We start from the raw sequence: 18,074 nt of genomic DNA on the forward strand, positions 1-18,074 counted from the left end.
TGCTTGGAACTCCCGACGCCGTCCGGCATCCCCGGCCTATCCCGGCCTGCCGCCACTTGACCATGGCGTGGTATCGTCGGCAGCAGTGATTCGGGATCGCGCATGACTGAAACGGCCGATGATCTGAGCGCCCCGCTCGGACAGGACAAGCCGCGCCGGAAACGCCGGCTGCGGCTGCCGTTCTCGGCCATGCAGCTGCTGGCCGTGCTGCTCGGCCTGTTCCTGCTCACCTTTGCGGGCTTTGCCATCTTCAACAAGGATCCGCTCGGCGGCGAGCCGATGACGCGGATTGCCATCCGCGAAAACGGCGCAGACAAGGCCCCCGCCGAGAAGCCGGCCGCGCCCGCGGACAGCAAGCACGAGACCAGGGAAGCGCCGAAGCAGGCCGCCCCTGGAGAGCAGAAGACCGTCACCATGATCGACGGCTCGACCGGCGCGCGCCATGACGTGGTGATCGGCGCCGGCGATGCAGCGGACAAGGGCGAGGCGGCGGCCGCTTCGGCCCCGCCGCCGGTCATGGCCGGAATCGATCCGAAGCTGTTGGAGAAGTCGCGCTACGGCATGATCCCCGTGGTCGCCGGCGACCTCAAGCCATTCAACGTCTATGCCGCGGATGCCGACCGCACCAAGGCCGCCAAGATGCCGGTGGTCGCGATCGTGATCGGCGGCCTCGGCGTCGGCGCCGCCAAGACCCTAGATGCCATCATGAAGCTGCCGCCGGCGGTGACCCTTGCCTTCACGCCCTACGGCGCCGATCCCGGCAAGCTCGCCGAGCGCGCCCGCGCGCAGCGCCACGAGATCTTCCTGCAGATCCCGATGGAGCCCTACGATTTTCCCGACAACGATCCGGGTCCGCAGACGCTGCTGACCTCGCTCAGCCCCGACCAGAACATGGACCGCCTGTATTGGCATCTGAGCCGGATGCAGGGCTATGCCGGCATCACCAATTTCATGGGCGCGCGCTTCGTCGCGACCGAGCCGGCGATGCAACCGATCATCCGCGAGGCCGCCAAGCGCGGTCTCGGCTTCTTCGACGACGGCTCCTCGCCACGCAGCATCGCCTCCCAGGCAGCAAGCAGCGCGGCGATGCCGTTCGGCAAGGGCGACATTGCGATCGACGCGGTGCCGACCCCGACCGAGATCGACCGCGCCCTGAACAAGCTCGAATCGGCGGCACGCGAGCGCGGCGCGGCGGTGGGCACGGCTTCCGCCCTTCCCGTCTCGATCGACCGCATCGGCGCCTGGACCAAGACATTGGGCGACCGGGGTATTCTTTTGGTGCCATTGACAACCGCGATGCTGAAATCAAAATCCAGCTAAATCAACGAATTGGTGCGGCACGGATCCTGACGGGGCCGGTTAAGCCGTACCGGCAGCATGCGAGAGGTCTGGCGGAATGGCGCGTTACGAGGATCTGCCCTACCGGACCTGTGTCGGGGTGATGCTGATCAACACGGCGGGACTGGTGTTCATCGGCCGCCGCGCCGGCGGCATCGAGCATGTCGACGACACCCATGTCTGGCAGATGCCGCAGGGCGGCGTCGATCCCGGCGAGGACACCTGGGAAGCCGCCAAGCGCGAGCTCTATGAGGAAACCAGCGTGCGCTCGGTCGAGCGGCTCGGCGAGGTCCCTGACTGGCTCACTTACGACATCCCGCGCACGGTCGCCGGACGCGCCTGGAAGGGCCGCTACCGCGGCCAGCGCCAGAAATGGTTCGCGGTCCGCTTCACTGGCAAGGACAGCGAGATCAACGTCGAGAAGCCCGGCGGCGGCGGCCACAAGGCCGAGTTCGTGAGCTGGCGCTGGGAGCCGATGAAGAATCTCACCGGCCTGATCATCCCCTTCAAGCGCCCGGTCTACGAGCGCGTGGTGCAGGAATTTTCCGCGCTGGGGGGTTGAAGAGCCAGCTCTACCCCAACACTCCGTTCGTCACCCCCGCGAAGGCGGGGGTCCATAACCACAGGCGGGTGTGGTGAGCCGGATTTCACCGCAAGCTTCCAACTCGTGACTGCTTGTGGTTATGGATTCTCAGGTGCGCAATTGCGCACCATAGCTCGCGCTCCGCGCGCCCCGGAATGACGGTGAGAGATTACGCGTGACGACTGAAAAGCCCTACCGTCCCAATGTCGGGATCGCCCTCTTCAACACCGAAGGCCGCGTCCTGATCGGCCATCGCTTCAAGGGCGATGGCCCTGAGATCATCCTGCCCGGCCTCGACTGGCAGATGCCGCAGGGCGGCGTCGACGAGGGTGAGAATCTGCAAGACGCCGCGAAGCGCGAGCTCTGGGAAGAGACCAACGTCGTCAGCGCGAGCTTCCTCGGCGAGACCGACTGGTTCGCCTACGAATTCCCGCCCTATGACGGCCCGCAGACGCATCGGCTGGCAAAGTTTCGCGGCCAGCGCCAGAAATGGTTCGCGCTGCGCTTCACCGGCAAGGACGACGAGATTGATCCGCTGACGCCGCGCAACGGCCAGCCGGCGGAGTTCGACGCCTGGCGCTGGGAGCGGCTCGACCGTGTCGCCGACCTCGTGGTGCCGTTCCGGCGCGAGGTCTATCTCGCGGTGGCGCGTGAGTTTGCGACCTTCGCCAACTGAAATTGCGAAAACAACCCCATGCACAGTAGAGTGGGGCTTGAAATCATGAGAGAATTTTCGTCGGCGATTGGCGTGTGAGGGAGCCCCGCTTTCTCATTCCCTCCTCCACAAGGGGAGAGGGAACGCAGCGCTTGCTGCGCGCCGGTCGGGCCTCATCTCAGCTAATTGATCGGTCCCACCGTGAACGGGCCGATCGCGATGACGTGGCAATCGCTGTCGCGCTTGGCGCAGTCGGCCAGCGCGGACTTGACGGCGGCCTGCTCGTCGGCGGCCTTGAGGCCGAGACCTGCCCGGCCGGCGGTGCCGACGGCGACCGCATTCCAGCCCATGGCGTCGCCGAGCTTGCGCACCACCTCACCCCGGGCATCCGCCACGATGGAAGCGTTGCTCGCCGCATTGAAGAAGCCGGTGATCCGAAACAGGGTCGGGATCGGCACGACGAAATTGTCGTCGATCGCGACCACGAGGCACGCCACGCCAGCGATCGCGCCGCACGATTCCAGCGACCGCCGCGCCGCGTCCTCTGCGGATGAGGCGCCGAGCACCATGAAATAATGTCCGCCCGGACCGAGCGCGACCGAGCGGGATTTCGCCGCGGGCACGAAGATGTTCTCGAGCCGGACTTTCTGCGGCTCACGCACGATCGGAAAATCCTTCGATGCGAAGGTCCGTTCGGTCATCGCATCGTGCCGGAAGTAGGGCGACGGCGGCATCGGCGGCTTGCCATGCGCGTACACGACATTGTTGCCGAGCGCATAGAGCTCGCATCGCCGCGGCGATTGCGCGGCGTCGGCGCGCTTCTGGCACTGCTCGATCGCCATGTTGCGCGCGGCTTCCTCGTTCGGCTGGTTCATCGCCGAGCCGGTGAAGCCGCCGACATTGAGCGCAAAGGCCTTGTAATCGCCGGAGCTCGCATAATCGCCGGCGAGGAAGGCGCGCACGCGCTCGTTGATGAAGGGCACGCTGTCGGCTGCAAGCCGGCCCGATGTCGGTGATGCCGATGGCGACGGCGCAGGCATCGGCGCCATCGCGGCGCCGGCGCCAGGCGGCATCATCGGCGCCTTTGCCATTTGGGTCGGCATCGGCGTCGGCGACGCGGCCATTGCAGTCGGCGCTGGGGTCGGCGCAGCGCTGGGCGTCACGGCAGAAGCCGCGATGGTTGCGCCCTGCTTGAGCTTGGTGTTGTAGAGGAAGCCGGTGACAACGATGCCGACGATCGAGACGACGGCGACCACCAGCGGCCACATCCACACCGGTGCCGCGGCCACCTTCGCGGCCGCCTTCTTCAGCTGCGGCTTGGAATAGCTGCCGTCCTCGCGCCGCATGGCCACCATGTAGGCATGCACCGGCGTCGGGATGTTCTTCACCTCCTGCGCGCCGATATCGGCGAATTGCACCGACAATTTGTTGGCGACCTGCTCGTGCACGGCGCGCGAGACGCAGATGCCGCCGACCTCGGCAAGGCCTTCCAGCCTTGCCGCGATGTTGACGCCGTCCCCCAAGAGATCGCCGTTGCGCTCGACCACGTCACCGATGGTGATGCCGATGCGAAACGACATCTGCCGGCTCGGCGGATAGGCCATGTTGCGGGTCCGCAGGGATTCCTGGATGTCGATCGCGCAACGCACCGCATCGACCGCGCTCGGGAATTCCGCGAGCACCGCATCGCCTGCGGTATTGAAGATGCGGCCGCTGGCCTTGGCGATGAAATCGTCGACGACCTCGCGATAGGAGGCCAGACGCCGCAGCGTCTCCTCCTCGTCTTCCGCGACCAGTCTCGAGTAACCGGCAATATCGGCTGCGAAAATCGCTGCGATCTTGCGTTTCATCTGCACCCTGCCCCGGGAACAAAATATGCGGGCAGAATGCCGCCTTCCCCGGCACGGTGCAACAAAGTTTCAGCGCCCGCCACATCCGTGACGAGCGCTGAAGCCGTTCAGAAATCTTGAGCTTGGCCCCGAAGCGATGCCTCGGGGCTTAGTGCATGGCCGTGGAGTTGAGCTGATGCTGGATGCTCTTGTAGTGATCAAGCCGCTCGATGGCCTGATCGAGCTCGCTGCCTTCGTGCTCCTTCAGGCTCTCTTCCATTCCGGCGATGGTCTCGGCGAACTGGGCGCGGTCGAGCTCGGCCAGCGACGTCGCGACGTCGGCGAGCACGGTCAGGCCCTTTTCGGAGACCTCGGCGAGACCGCCGAGCACGATGACCTTCTCGTGCTTGCCACCGGTGGTGATGGTGAGAATGCCGGGACGAATCGCCGCGACAACAGGCGCATGCCCCGCCAGCACGCCGAAGTCACCTTCGACGCCGGGAATGTCGACCTGATCGACCTCGCCCGAGAAGGAGAGCTTTTCCGGTGAGACGAGATCGAAGTGGAAGGTGGCCATGGTTGTTTCCGTTCTCTTCACTTGTCACCCGCGGGCTTGACCCGCGGGTCCATCCATCAAAACCTTCTTTTGATGGATCGCCGGGTCAAGCCCGGCGATGACGAGATGACTAAGCTTAGGCCGCTTCAGCGGCCAGCTTCTTGCCCTTCTCGACGGCTTCTTCGATGGTGCCGACCATGTAGAAGGCAGCTTCCGGCAGGTGGTCGTACTTGCCTTCGACCAGGCCCTTGAAGCCCTTGATGGTGTCGGCGAGGTCGACGAACTTGCCGGGCGAGCCGGTGAAGATTTCGGCGACGTGGAACGGCTGCGACATGAAGCGCTCGATCTTGCGGGCGCGGGCCACGGCCAGCTTGTCCTCTTCGGAAAGCTCGTCCATGCCGAGAATGGCGATGATGTCCTGGAGCGCCTTGTAGCGCTGCAGCACCTGCTGGACCTGACGGGCGACCGCGTAGTGCTCCTCGCCGACGACCAGCGGGGAGAGCATGCGCGAGGTCGAGTCGAGCGGGTCCACCGCCGGATAGATGCCCTTTTCGGCGATCGAGCGCGATAGCGTGGTGGTCGCGTCAAGATGCGCGAACGAGGTCGCGGGCGCCGGGTCGGTCAAGTCGTCGGCCGGAACGTAGATCGCCTGCACCGAAGTGATCGAGCCCTTCTGGGTGGTGGTGATGCGCTCCTGCAGCGCGCCCATGTCGGTCGCGAGCGTCGGCTGATAACCCACCGCCGAGGGAATACGGCCCAAGAGCGCCGACACTTCCGAGCCGGCCTGGGTGAAGCGGAAGATGTTGTCGACGAAGAACAGCACGTCCTGGCCCTTGTCGCGGAAGTCTTCCGCGATGGTGAGACCCGTGAGCGCGACGCGGGCGCGGGCGCCGGGCGGCTCGTTCATCTGGCCGAACACCAGCGCGCACTTCGACTTCACGCTCGGATCCGGGTTCTTCGGGTCGGCGTTGACCTTGGACTCGATGAACTCGTGATAGAGGTCGTTGCCCTCGCGGGTGCGCTCGCCGACGCCGGCGAACACGGAATAACCGCCGTGCGCCTTCGCGACGTTGTTGATCAGCTCCTGAATCAGCACGGTCTTGCCGACGCCGGCGCCACCGAACAGGCCGATCTTGCCGCCCTTGGCGTAGGGAGCGAGGAGGTCGACGACCTTGATGCCGGTGACGAGAATTTCAGCTTCGGTGGACTGGTCGGTGTAGGTCGGCGCTTCCTGATGGATGGCGCGCAGGCCTTCGGTCTTGACCGGGCCGGCTTCGTCGATCGGCTCGCCGATGACGTTGATGATGCGGCCGAGCGTGCCTTCGCCGACGGGAACGCGGATCGGCGCGCCGGTGTCGGTCACTTCCTGGCCGCGGACCAGACCTTCGGTGGTGTCCATCGCGATGGTGCGGACGGTCGACTCGCCGAGATGCTGGGCGACTTCGAGCACCAGGCGGTTGCCGCCGTTCTTGGTCTCGAGCGAATTGAGAATGGCCGGCAGGTGGCCTTCGAACTGCACGTCGACGACGGCGCCGATGACCTGGGTGACGCGACCGAGCTGGGCTGCCATTGAATGTCTCCTTCGATCCGAACTTCTAGACCACGGTCCGAAGACCGGGATGTTGCGTTGATGGGTGCCGATGCGTCCTTAGACGGCTTCGGCGCCCGAGATGATTTCGATCAGTTCCTTGGTGATCTGCGCCTGACGCGTGCGGTTGTAGACCAGCGTCTGCTTGCGGATCATTTCACCGGCGTTGCGCGTCGCGTTGTCCATCGCGCTCATCTGCGCGCCGTAGAACGAGGCGTTGTTCTCGAGCAGCGCGCGGAAGATCTGGACCGCGAGATTGCGCGGCAGAAGACGGGTGAGAATCTCGTCCTCTTCCGGCTCGTATTCGTAAGACGTGGTGTTGGCGGCAGCGCCCTCCTCGACCACCAGCGGAATGATCTGCTGGGCGGTCGGGATCTGCGCAATCACCGACTTGAAGCGCGAATAGAACAGCGTGCAGACGTCGAACTCGCCGTTGTCGAACCGCGCCAGCACCTTCTTGGCGATGTCCTCGGCATTGACGAAGCCGAGCTGGCGGACGCTGCGCAGGTCCATATGCTCGACGATCTGCTTGTCGAACTGGCGGCGGAGCTGCTCGTAACCCTTGCGTCCGACGCAGAAGAACTTCACGTCCTTGCCCTGCGCCATCAGCGCCAAAGCGCGCTCGCGGGCGAGACGCACGATCGAGGAGTTGAAGGCGCCGGACAGGCCGCGCTCGCCGGTGCAGACCAGCAGCAGATGAACCTGGTCCTTGCCGGTGCCGGCCAGCAGCACGGGTGCGCCGGGCGAGCCCGCCGCGGCGCTGGCGATGTTGGAGATCACCGCGCTCATCTTGTCGGCATAGGGGCGCGCCGCTTCCGCGGCGGTCTGCGCGCGGCGCAGCTTGGAGGCCGCGACCATCTGCATGGCCTTGGTGATCTTCTGCGTCGCCTTGGTGGAGGCGATGCGGACGCGCATGTCTTTAAGTGACGCCATTCTTCGTTCACCCCGGCGGTTCGGCCCTTGTCGGCCAAGCCACTAGCCTATCCCAGTCGTCATGCCCGGGCTCGTCCCGGGCATCCACGTTCTATCTTGCAAGCCGAAACGCGTGGATGGCCGGGACATCAGTTGCGAAGACGCGCTTCGCGCTTTAGCCCGGCCATGTCGGCGTTTAAGCGAAGCTCTTCGCAAAGCCTTCGACCACCGACTTCAGCTTGGCAGCTGTGTCGTCGGAGAGATCGCGGCTGTCGCGGATCGAATTGAGGATGTCGACGTGCTTGCCGCGCAGCAGCGAGAGCAGGCCGTCCTCGAACGCACGCACCTTGTTGAGCGCCAGCGGATCGAGATAGCCGTTGGTGCCGGCCCAGATCACGCAGACCTGCTCTTCCATCTTCAGCGGCGAGAACTGCGGCTGCTTCAGGAGTTCGGTCAGGCGCGAGCCGCGGTTGAGCAGGCGCTGGGTCGAGGCGTCGAGGTCGGAGCCGAACTGCGCGAACGCCGCCATTTCGCGGTACTGCGCGAGCTCGCCCTTGATCTTGCCGGCGACCTTCTTGGTGGCTTTGGTCTGCGCGGACGAGCCGACGCGCGACACCGACAGACCGACGTTCACCGCGGGGCGGATGCCCTGGAAGAACAGGTCGGTTTCCAGGAAGATCTGACCGTCGGTGATCGAGATGACGTTGGTCGGGATGTAGGCCGACACGTCGTTGGCCTGGGTTTCGATGACCGGCAGCGCCGTCAGCGAGCCCGAGCCCATGTCCTTGTTCAGCTTCGCCGCGCGCTCGAGCAGGCGGGAGTGCAGATAGAACACGTCGCCGGGATAGGCTTCGCGGCCCGGCGGGCGGCGCAGCAGCAACGACATCTGGCGGTAGGCGACGGCCTGCTTGGACAGATCGTCATAGATGATGACGGCGTGCATGCCGTTGTCGCGGAAGTACTCGCCCATGGTGCAGCCGGTGAAGGGCGCGATGTACTGCATCGGCGCCGGATCGGATGCGGTGGCGGCGACGACGATCGAGTATTCGAGCGCGCCCTGCTCTTCCAGCACCTTCACGAACTGGGCGACGGTCGAACGCTTCTGACCGACGGCGACGTAGACGCAGTACAGCTTGATGTTCTCGTCGGGCTGCGCGTTGAGCGGCTTCTGGTTCAGAATGGTGTCGAGCGCGATCGCGGTCTTGCCGGTCTGACGGTCGCCGATGATCAGCTCGCGCTGGCCGCGGCCGATCGGGATCAGGGCGTCGATCGCCTTGAGGCCGGTCGCCATCGGCTCGTTCACCGACTTGCGCGGAATGATGCCGGGCGCTTTGACGTCGACGCGCATGCGCTTGTCGGCCTGGATCGGACCCTTGCCATCGATCGGGTTGCCGAGCGCGTCGACGACGCGGCCGAGCAGGCCCTTGCCGACCGGCGCGTCCACGATGGCGCGGGTGCGCTTGACGGTCTGGCCTTCCTTGATCTCGCGGTCGGCACCGAAAATAACGACACCGACGTTGTCGGTTTCGAGGTTCAGCGCCATGCCGCGGGTGCCGTTCTCGAACTCGACCATTTCACCGGCCTGGACGTTGTCCAGACCATAGACGCGGGCGATACCGTCGCCGACGGACAGCACCTGTCCGACTTCGGAGACTTCAGCTTCCTGGCCGAAATTCTTGATCTGGTCCTTGAGGATCGCGGAAATTTCCGCGGCGCGGATGTCCATCAGCCTGCCTCTTTCATCGCGTGCTTGATCGAATTGAGTTTGGTGCGAAGCGAACCATCCACCATGCGGCTGCCCAGCTTGACGACAAGGCCACCGATGATCGAGGGATCGACTTTCACGTTCAGCGCGACGTCCTTGCCGGTCACCGACTTCAGGGCAACCTTGAGGGCGTCGAGATTCTTGTCCGAGAGCGCTTCCGCCACCGTGACCTCGGCCGTCGTCTCGCCCTTGAACTTGGCGACGAGGGCGCGATAGGCGCGGATGACTTCGGCCACCGCGAACAGGCGGCGGTTGGCGGTCAGCACTTTCAGGAAATTGGCGGAGATGCCGGCGATACCGGCCTTGGCCAGCACGGCCGACAGGGCCTTGGACTGGGCATCGGCCGCAAACACCGGGCTGCGGACGAGGCGCTTCAGATCGGCGCTCTCGTTCAGCAAGGCCTCGAATTTATCGAGATCGGCTTTGACCTCGTCGACCACTTTCTGGTCGCGGGCCAGTTCAAACAAGGCCGTTGCATAACGGCCGGACACACCTGAAACGGACGTATCTTCTGCAGCCACAGACGCGCTCTTTTTGCTGTCAAACTCGCAAGGGAAAAACCGTCGCCACAAAGCGGCGCCTAGCGATCCAAGCCCTTGGAATTCAAGCGGGACTTCGATTTTCGGCCGGCACGGGAGGTGCCGGGTCCGTTAAAATCGCGGCTTTGCTAACATAGCAGGCGCGCAGGTGCAACATGACGCCAAATTAAAGGCACGAGGTTCTGTCGCCAGTTCGTCGCACGTTGCGACACTTCTTTCATGATCCAAGGACCGGATGACCCGCGCCACGGAATTGCCGTGAGCCCTGTCGCGGCAGCCCGCCATTTCGTTCCTGCCCACAGCGCATAGCGGCCATGAACACGGATCGCTGAGGCGTGACTCCCGGGCCGGCTGCCAGCTCGCCCCGAATACTTACCGAATTCTAAACGTGGAGCGGGATGACTTCGCTTTACAGTATTCGAAAGTAATAAATAGGTTAAAGAATCGTTAAAGCGAAAGATTACGGAACATCGGCTGCAATATCGGTGCCAGTCACAAGATATTTCATGACGACACAGAACGGATTTACTGCCCAATTCATGCCGCATTGGGAATCGAAACGCCAAACCGCTCACAAACTGATGGGGGCTCCACTAGCCACATATGTGGCAATACTAGCTTAGGGACCACTAAATGCTGTCTTTGAAGACGCTGGGCTTTGTGACCCGGCCGCGTACGGCGATCGCTTTCGTTGCCGCAACTCTCCTTATCGGTGGAACTGCCACCGAAGCTTCCGCCAAATCCCGCCACCACCGGCATCACCATCATCACCGCCACCACGCCCAGGCCGATACCAACACGACGTCCGATTGGCGCAACGCCAATGCAGCGATGACGCCGACCTCGGGCGGCGGCCACAGCTTCTCCGGCATGGCCTCCTATTACGGCAACGAGTCCGGCAGCCGCACCGCCTCCGGCCAGCGCTTCAACCAGAACGCCCTGACCGCCGCGCACCGTTCGCTGCCGTTCGGCACCAAGCTGCGCGTCACCCATCGCGGCCAGAGCGTGGTCGTCACCATCAATGACCGCGGCCCCTTCATTCGCGGCCGGGTTCTCGACCTCTCCACGGGCGCTGCCCGCGCCATCGGCCTCACCGGCGCCGGCGTCGGCCGCGTCACCGCGGAAGTCGTCTCGTAAGGGCTCGACGCCCTCACGCTACGCGCAGATTTCCATCAGTTTGATGCGCGTCTGAAACAAGCCCGCGGTCTTGGGGGACCGCGGGCTTTTTGTTTATGCTCGTCGCCGCCGCACGTGTCCCGGACAAGCTGCAACGCTTAAGCGTTGCGGCGCAGAGCCGGGACCCAGGAGCGGCGAGTTCCTCTGCGAGATGGGCCCCCGCTCTGCAGCGCACCGCCGAAGAGGCGCTGCGCTGCGTCCGGGGCACGAGAGGAGAGATCTGAGTCCTCCTACAAGAAGCTCTGCGGATCGACGTCGACTTCCAGCTTCTGATTGCCCGTCGGCTTCGGACACACCGTAAGCCAGCTCCGCAGATAGTCCGAGAGATCGAAGCCGCGCGCCGATTTCACCAGGATGCGGAAGCGGTAGCGGCCCTTGATGACGGCGAGCGGCGCCTCCGCCGGACCCAGCACCACCACGCGCTCGTCGCGCGGCGCGAGCGCGACCAGCCTGCGGCCAAGCCCTTCGGCGCTCGGGCGGTCTCCGGCCGAGATGATCAGGCTCGCGAGCCGGCCGAACGGCGGATACAGCGTCCTTTCACGCAGGTCGATCTCGCTGTCGTAGAAGGCCTCGCGGTCGCAGGCGATCAGCGCCTTCATCACGGGATGATCGGGCTGATGCGTCTGCAAGTATCCGACGCCGCGGCCCTGCTCGCGGCCGGCGCGGCCGATCACCTGGTTGAGCAATTGCCAGGTGCGTTCTGCCGCGCGCGGATCGCCGTTGCTGAGGCCGAGATCCGCATCGACCACGCCGACGAGATTAAGCCGCGGGAAATTATGGCCCTTGGCCACGAGCTGCGTGCCGATGATGATGTCGACGCGGCCTTCAGCGATCTCGGCGAGCTCGCTGCGCATCGTCTCGATCGAGGTGATGAGATCGCTCGACAGCACCATGGTGCGCGCTTGCGGAAACAGCGCGGCAGCCTCCTCCTGCAGGCGCTCGACGCCGGGCCCGACCGCGACGAGCGATTCCTCCGCCGAGCAGTGCGGACAGGTATGCGGGCGCGGCATCGAGAAGCCGCAATGATGGCAGACGAGGCGCTGGCGAAAGCGGTGATCGACCAGCCAGGCATCGCAGATGGTGCAGGCGAAGCGGTGGCCGCAGCCGCGGCACAGCGTCAGCGGCGCATAGCCGCGGCGGTTGAGGAACAAGAGCGCCTGCTCGCGCCGCTCGATCGCACCTCTGATCTCGCCGGCAAGGCGCGGCGAGATGAAGCGGCCGCGCGCCGGCGGCTCGCGGCGCAGATCGATCGCCTCGATATGCGGCATGTGCTGGCCGCCGAAGCGCGAAGGCAACGCGACGCGCTGATAGCGGTGCTTGCGCGCGTTGACCTCGGACTCGACCGACGGCGTCGCGGAGGCCAGCACCACCGGGATCTTTGCGATATGGCCGCGCACCACCGCCATGTCGCGGGCGTGATAATGCACGCCCTCGTCCTGCTTGTAGGCCTGGTCGTGCTCTTCATCGACGACGATCAGGCCGAGATCGGCGTAAGGGAGAAACAGCGCCGAGCGCGCGCCGACCACGACCGGCGCGGTGCCGCCCGAGATCGCCGCCCAATTGCGGGCGCGGGTGCGCGGCGTTAGCTCCGAATGCCATTCGATCGGCCGCACGCCAAAGCGTTGCGCGAAGCGATCGAGGAACTGGCCGGTGAGCGCGATCTCCGGCATCAGGATCAGCGATTGCTTGCCGCGGCGGATGGTTTCCGCGACCGCCTCGAAATAGACCTCGGTCTTGCCCGAGCCGGTGACACCGTCGAGCAGCGCCACATGAAAGGTGCCGTTGGCGGCAAGCGCACGCATCGCATCCACGCCGGCCCGCTGCAGCGGCGAAAAATCCGGCCGGCCGAATTCCGGATCGGGCACCGGCGGCGGCGCAGGCGGCGGCATCGGCTCGACCGTCAGCGTGCCTTCGTCGACGAGGCCGTCGATGACGCCGGCCGAAACGCCTGCCTCCTTCGCCGCCTCCGACTTGCCGTGCAGCAGCCGGTCCGACAGGACCTCGATCACGCGCGCCCGCGCCGGCGTCAGCCGCTTCGGCGGATCGCCGACCAGGCGCACGCCGGGACGCACCCGCTCGGGGCCGAGATTCTCGCCCATCCGCAGGCACATGCGCAGCACCATGCCGCGCGGGCTCAGCGTGTAATTGGCGACCCAGTCGACGACCTGGCGCAGCTCGGGCTTGAGCGGGGGAATATCGAGCTTCTCGCTGACTTCCTTGAGGCGGTTGTGCAGGCGCGGATCCGGATTGGCGTTTTCGCCCCAGACCACGGCCAGCACCTCGCGCGGGCCGAGCGGCACGGCGACGAGATCGCCCGCCTTCAGCTCCATCGCGCGCGGCACCTTGTAGGAATAGGTCTGGTCGAGCGCGACCGGCACCAGCACGTCGACCATGCCGGTCGTGTTGGTTGGGGCGGTCGAGCTGCGGGACGAGTGATCCATGGAGAGGGAATCGGAACCTTTGGGCTTTCAGCCTAGCGCGAGGGCACGACCTTAGCGAACGTTAACGGGTCTGATGCGATATACTCTGCGGAATCAATTCGTCCAGAGCGCATGAGCAAAGCCGCCGCACCCCAAATCGAGCTCGCCAGCGCCGATCCCTCGATCGCGCAGGAGATGACGCGCTGGCTGTCGCATCTCGGCGCCGAGCGGCGGCTGTCGCCGAAGACGCTGGAGGCCTATGGCCGCGACTTGCGGCAGTGCCTGGATTTCCTTTGTTCGCATTGGGGCGAGCGCGTGACGCTCAAGCGCTTCGCCGCGCTGGAGGCGACCGACGTCCGCGCCTTCATGGCGATGCGCCGCGCCGACGACATCGCCGGCCGCTCACTGATGCGCGCATTGGCGGGCCTACGTTCGTTCGGCCGCTTCCTCGAACGCGAGGGCAAGGGCAAGGTCGGCGCGCTCTCCGCGATCCGCGCACCGAAGGTGGCGAAGAGCCTGCCGAAGCCGTTGCCGATGGCGTCTGCCAAACGTCTGGCCGATGCCGACGAGCGCGCCGGCGAGGAACGCGAGACCTGGATCCTCGCGCGCGATGCCGCGGTGATGGCGCTGCTCTACGGCTCGGGCCTGCGCATCTCTGAAGCGCTCGGCCTGAAGCGCCGCGAGGTGCCGAGGCCGGGCGAAGGCGACGTGCTGGTCGTCACAGGCAAAGGCAACAAGACCCGCATGGTGCCGGTGCTGCAGAACGTGCTGGAGCTGGTGCAGGACTATGTTGCGATGTGCCCCTATCCGCTGCCCGCGGAAGGCCCGATCTTCGTCGGCGCACGCGGCGGCCCGTTGAGCCCGCGCATCATCCAGCTCGCGATGGAGCGGCTGCGCGGCGCGCTCGGCCTGCCCGACAGCGCGACGCCGCACGCGCTACGCCACTCTTTCGCCACGCACCTGCTGTCGCGCGGCGGCGACTTGCGCGCCATCCAGGAATTGCTCGGACATTCCTCGCTGTCGACGACGCAGGTCTATACCGGCATCGATTCCGAGCGCCTGCTGGAAGTCTATGCCAGCGCGCATCCGCGGCGGTGAAGGCCGCCGATTCCTGACATGAAGCTGTCACAGCGCGCGTGCCTCTTGCGCAGGCCGCGCGGTTCGGTCAATCGTTGCGGAACCGAAGCGGAGGGGAATCATGAGCGCACATGAAAGCATGGAGCATGCCGAGCACGCCGAACACGCGTCCGGCTCGAACAAGAAGATCGCGCTCTTGATCGCGGTGCTGGCGCTATTCCTGGCGGTCTCGGAGACGCTCGGCAAGGGCGCGCAGACCGAATCGATCAGCAAGAACGTCGAGGCCGCCAATCTCTGGGCGTTCTTCCAGGCCAAGAGCATCCGCCGCACGGTGGTGGTGACCGCGGCCGAGCAGGGCAAGCTCGCACTCGCCGCCGCGGACGAGGCGCAGAAGCCCGCCGTGCAGAAGCAGGTCGACGACTGGACCAGGACCGCGCAGCGCTATCGCTCCGAGCCCGAGACCGGCGAAGGCACCGAGCAGCTCGCCGAGAAGGCCAAGCACGCCGAGCACGATCGCGACGAGGCAACCGCGAAGTACCACCATTTCGAGCTGGCCTCGGCCGCCTTCCAGATCGGCATCGTGCTGGCTTCGGCCACCATCATCACCGGCATGTTCGCGCTGGCCTATGTCAGCGGCATCCTGACCCTCGCCGGCCTGTTCATGACCGCGCTCGGCCTGTGGTGGCCGCATTTGCTGCATTTGCATTAGGAGAGGAGAGATCGCTGTACTCTCCGCGTCATTGCGAGGAGCCCTTGCGACGAAGCAATCCAGACTGCCTCCGCGGAAAGATTCTGGATTGCTTCGCTGCGCTCGCAATGACGGCGGATAGAGGTGTGCTCCGGCAGCTAGCGCGCCTGGTGCACGCTCTTCCTGAAGCGCTGGATCAGGCGCAGCGTGCGTGACGACCAGCCTTCGCCGTTGCCGGCGATCAGCTCGCGGACGCGGCGCTTGATGGGATCGACGAGCTCGGTGGCCTTGGCACGGATCTTCATCACGAGATCGTAGATCCGCTCGAACCAGCGCATCTCCAACAGCTTGGAGCGCGTGACGTCGAACACGAAGGCGGTGACGCCGACGCCGAGCAACTTGGCGAACAGGAACGTGGATACGCCGGTCATCCAATATTCATGGGTGAGCAGCCACAGCCCGATCAGCTTGAGCGGAAACAACGGGATGATCGGCACGGCGAAGATGATCAGCGTCGTCGCCGGCGACAGTGCATCGACGCGATCGGCCAGCCAATGCTTGAAGCGCGCTAGCGGGATCGCTGCGACAACTTTCGCAACGATCGGCTCGAGATGGTCCCATAGCCAGGCTTCGATCAGGAAGATGATCGCAAGCAGGACCCAGACCGGTTGAAGAAGGCGGCGCAGCATATGTTTCCCGCCCGATTCAGCGCTGGGCGCGTTGCTACATATGGATGGCCCGCTTGCCGACTGCAAGCGCGGCTTCCTTGACCGCTTCCGAGCGGGTCGGATGGGCGTGGCAGGTGCGCGCGAGATCTTCCGCACTGCCGCCAAACTCCATGAGAACACAGGCTTCATGGATCATTTCGCCGGCTTCGCGGCCGATAATGTGCACGCCAAGCACGCGATCGGTCTTCGCATCTGCGAGAATCTTCACAAAGCCGTCGGTGGTCTGGTTGACCTTGGAGCGGCCATTGGCAGTGAAGGGAAACTTTCCGACGGTATAGGCGGTGCCCGCCTGCTTCAATTCCTCTTCGGTCTTGCCGACGGAGGACACTTCCGGCGTGGTATACACGACGCCCGGGATCACGTCGTAATTCACATGGCCGGCCTGGCCTGCGATGATCTCGGCGACGGCAACGCCCTCATCCTCGGCCTTATGCGCGAGCATCGGGCCTGCAACGACGTCACCAATGGCGTAAACGCCTTTCAGGCTGGTGGCGAAATGCGGATCGATCTGCACGCGGCCGCGGGGATCGAGCGCAACGCCCGCTTCCTTCAGGCCGAGCGCCTCGGTGTAGGGCACGCGGCCGATGCAGACCAGAACGACATCGGCCTCGATGGTTTCAGCCGCGCCGCCGGCGGCCGGCTCGACCGTCGCCTTCAGCGTCTTGCCTGAAGTATCCACGCCCGTGACTTTCGCGCCGAGCTTGAACGCAAAGCCCTGCTTCTCGAGGATGCGCTGGAATTGCTTGGCGATCTCACCATCCATGCCGGGCAGGATGCGATCAAGGAATTCGACGACGACGACTTCGGCGCCGAGACGGTGCCAGACCGAGCCGAGCTCGAGGCCGATCACGCCGGCGCCAACGATGAGGAGCTTGCCGGGGACCTTGTCCAGCGACAGCGCGCCGGTGGACGACACGATGCGCTTCTCGTCGATCTCGATGCCCTTGAGGCGCGCGATGTCCGAGCCGGTGGCGATCACGATGTTCTTGGTCTCGACCACTTGCGACTTGCCGTCGGCGGAGACTTCGACCTTGCCGGTGCCGAGGACCTTGCCGGTGCCCTTGAGCACGTCGACCTTGTTCTTCTTCATCAGGAACTCGACGCCCTTCACGTTGCCGTCGATGCCCTGCTGCTTGAAGTTCATCATCGCGGGCAGATCGAGCTTCGGCGCGGAAACGCTCACGCCCATCTTGGCGAAGGAGTGCCCGACTTCCTCGAACATCTCGGAGGCGTGCAGCAGCGCCTTCGAGGGCATGCAGCCGACATTGAGGCAGGTGCCGCCGAGGGTGGCGTTCTTTTCGACCACGGCGACTTTCATGCCGAGCTGGGCTGCGCGCACCGCACAGACATAACCGCCAGGTCCGGTGCCGATGACGACGAGATCGTAGGTAGCCATGAGAGAAAGTCCCGTAAGGTTTAACGTGATGAGATGTGTCAGCGTCCGCGCGGCGCGTCAGCGTCCGCCGGACACATCGAGCGTGGCCGCGGTGATGTAGGACGCCTCGTCCGACATCAGCCAGATGATGGCGCTCGCGATCTCGTCGGCGGTACCGACGCGCTTCATCGGCACCATATGCGCGAGACGATGGTGCCGATCGGGCTCGCCGCCCGAGGCGTGGATTTCGGTATCGATCAGGCCGGGGCGAATGCCCGCGACGCGAATGCCCTCGTTTGCGACCTCATAGCCGAGACCGGTGGTGAAGGAATCGATCGCGCCCTTGGACGCGGCGTAATCGACATAGGTGTTGGGTGCGCCGAGCTTGGCCGCGACCGACGACAGATTGACGATGACGCCGCCCTTGCCGCCGTGCCTGGTCGACATACGCTTCACGGCTTCGCGGGCGCAGAGGATCGAGCCGGTGACGTTGATCGCCAGCACGCGCTGGATGCGTTCGGCCGACATCTCGTCGACACGCACGCCGCTGGTGCCGACGATGCCGCCATTGTTGACGAGCGCGCCAAGCGTGCCGAACTTGTCGGCCTCCTTGAACAGGTCGACGATGTCGCGCTCCTCGGCGACGTCGCATTTCACCGCGATCGCCTTGCCGTTGCTGGCCTCGATCTGCGCGACCACCTCGTCGGCGGCCTTCTTGTTGCTGGCATAGCCAACCACGACGCGATAGCCGCGCGCGGCCGCCGCAAGCGCGGTCGCCCGCCCGATGCCGCGGCTGCCGCCGGTGATGACAACGACCTTATCCGTCACGCGCGCCTCCATGGTTC

16 protein-coding genes are annotated in these 18,074 nt (G+C 65.1%); 6 read left to right on the top strand and 10 right to left on the bottom strand.

Annotated features, from left to right (window positions below; translation table 11 throughout):
* Positions 1 to 102 precede the first annotated feature (102 nt).
* From Q0743_RS25570 to Q0743_RS25580, 3 genes are all read left to right on the top strand, one after another.
* The gene (locus tag Q0743_RS25570; RefSeq protein WP_298244254.1) at positions 103 to 1,320 is read left to right on the top strand and encodes a divergent polysaccharide deacetylase family protein; all 1,218 of its coding nucleotides are present in this window, start codon (positions 103 to 105) and stop codon (positions 1,318 to 1,320) included.
* Positions 1,321 to 1,396: 76 nt separating this feature from the next.
* Complete coding sequence (locus Q0743_RS25575; RefSeq protein ID WP_298244255.1) at positions 1,397 to 1,900, top strand: RNA pyrophosphohydrolase; 504 nt, start codon at positions 1,397 to 1,399, stop codon at positions 1,898 to 1,900.
* A gap of 196 nt (positions 1,901 to 2,096) precedes the next feature.
* Positions 2,097 to 2,597: an RNA pyrophosphohydrolase gene (locus Q0743_RS25580; RefSeq protein WP_298244256.1), complete on the top strand. Its 501-nt coding sequence runs from the start codon at positions 2,097 to 2,099 to the stop codon at positions 2,595 to 2,597.
* Positions 2,598 to 2,758: 161 nt separating this feature from the next.
* Here Q0743_RS25580 and Q0743_RS25585 read toward each other — a convergent pair whose 3' ends face one another.
* The 6 genes from Q0743_RS25585 to Q0743_RS25610 all read right to left on the bottom strand — a co-directional run bounded on the left by Q0743_RS25585 (position 2,759) and on the right by Q0743_RS25610 (position 9,747).
* Entirely contained in the window at positions 2,759 to 4,426 is a 1,668-nt protein-coding gene (locus tag Q0743_RS25585; protein WP_298244257.1) for an adenylate/guanylate cyclase domain-containing protein, read from the bottom strand.
* A 148-nt stretch (positions 4,427 to 4,574) separates the two neighbouring features.
* A complete protein-coding gene (locus tag Q0743_RS25590) occupies positions 4,575 to 4,982 on the bottom strand; it encodes a F0F1 ATP synthase subunit epsilon (protein WP_298244258.1) in 408 nt (135 codons plus the stop codon).
* Between the two features lie 115 nt (positions 4,983 to 5,097).
* Positions 5,098 to 6,531 (bottom strand): F0F1 ATP synthase subunit beta, encoded by a 1,434-nt coding sequence (atpD, locus tag Q0743_RS25595; protein ID WP_298244259.1) that lies wholly within the window; start codon positions 6,529 to 6,531, stop codon positions 5,098 to 5,100.
* A gap of 78 nt (positions 6,532 to 6,609) precedes the next feature.
* Entirely contained in the window at positions 6,610 to 7,482 is an 873-nt protein-coding gene (locus Q0743_RS25600; protein ID WP_298244260.1) for a F0F1 ATP synthase subunit gamma, read from the bottom strand.
* A gap of 175 nt (positions 7,483 to 7,657) precedes the next feature.
* Positions 7,658 to 9,187, bottom strand: a complete 1,530-nt coding sequence (atpA, locus tag Q0743_RS25605) for a F0F1 ATP synthase subunit alpha (protein WP_298244261.1) — start codon at positions 9,185 to 9,187, stop codon at positions 7,658 to 7,660.
* A complete protein-coding gene (locus Q0743_RS25610) occupies positions 9,187 to 9,747 on the bottom strand; it encodes a F0F1 ATP synthase subunit delta (RefSeq protein ID WP_298244341.1) in 561 nt (186 codons plus the stop codon). Before Q0743_RS25610 ends, atpA begins: the two co-directional genes overlap by 1 nt.
* A 651-nt stretch (positions 9,748 to 10,398) precedes the next feature.
* Between Q0743_RS25610 and Q0743_RS25615 the strand changes: the two genes are divergently transcribed.
* A complete protein-coding gene (locus Q0743_RS25615; protein ID WP_298244262.1) occupies positions 10,399 to 10,902 on the top strand; it encodes a septal ring lytic transglycosylase RlpA family protein in 504 nt (167 codons plus the stop codon).
* 269 nt (positions 10,903 to 11,171) lie between these two features.
* On the opposite strand, the gene Q0743_RS25620 is transcribed toward Q0743_RS25615, so the two are convergent.
* Positions 11,172 to 13,382 (bottom strand): primosomal protein N', encoded by a 2,211-nt coding sequence (locus Q0743_RS25620; RefSeq protein ID WP_298244263.1) that lies wholly within the window; start codon positions 13,380 to 13,382, stop codon positions 11,172 to 11,174.
* A gap of 111 nt (positions 13,383 to 13,493) precedes the next feature.
* Here Q0743_RS25620 and Q0743_RS25625 point away from each other — a divergent pair, with 111 nt between their 5' ends.
* Positions 13,494 to 14,459, top strand: coding sequence for a tyrosine recombinase XerC (locus Q0743_RS25625; RefSeq protein ID WP_298244264.1), 966 nt, complete (start codon positions 13,494 to 13,496; stop codon positions 14,457 to 14,459).
* Between the two features lie 100 nt (positions 14,460 to 14,559).
* Positions 14,560 to 15,147, top strand: a complete 588-nt coding sequence (locus tag Q0743_RS25630) for a DUF4337 domain-containing protein (RefSeq protein WP_298244265.1) — start codon at positions 14,560 to 14,562, stop codon at positions 15,145 to 15,147.
* 137 nt (positions 15,148 to 15,284) lie between these two features.
* Here the strand turns inward: Q0743_RS25630 and Q0743_RS25635 are convergent, their stop codons facing one another.
* The 3 genes from Q0743_RS25635 to Q0743_RS25645 are packed head-to-tail and all read right to left on the bottom strand — an operon-like array spanning position 15,285 to position 18,069.
* Positions 15,285 to 15,815, bottom strand: a complete 531-nt coding sequence (locus tag Q0743_RS25635; protein ID WP_298244266.1) for a hypothetical protein — start codon at positions 15,813 to 15,815, stop codon at positions 15,285 to 15,287.
* 34 nt (positions 15,816 to 15,849) lie between these two features.
* Positions 15,850 to 17,250: a dihydrolipoyl dehydrogenase gene (gene lpdA / locus Q0743_RS25640; protein WP_298244267.1), complete on the bottom strand. Its 1,401-nt coding sequence runs from the start codon at positions 17,248 to 17,250 to the stop codon at positions 15,850 to 15,852.
* Between the two features lie 57 nt (positions 17,251 to 17,307).
* On the bottom strand, positions 17,308 to 18,069 hold the full coding sequence (locus Q0743_RS25645; protein ID WP_298244268.1) for an SDR family oxidoreductase: 762 nt from the start codon (positions 18,067 to 18,069) through the stop codon (positions 17,308 to 17,310).
* Positions 18,070 to 18,074: the final 5 nt, after the last annotated feature.

The organism is uncultured Bradyrhizobium sp. (assembly GCF_936943645.1).
Taxonomy (GTDB): domain Bacteria; phylum Pseudomonadota; class Alphaproteobacteria; order Rhizobiales; family Xanthobacteraceae; genus Bradyrhizobium.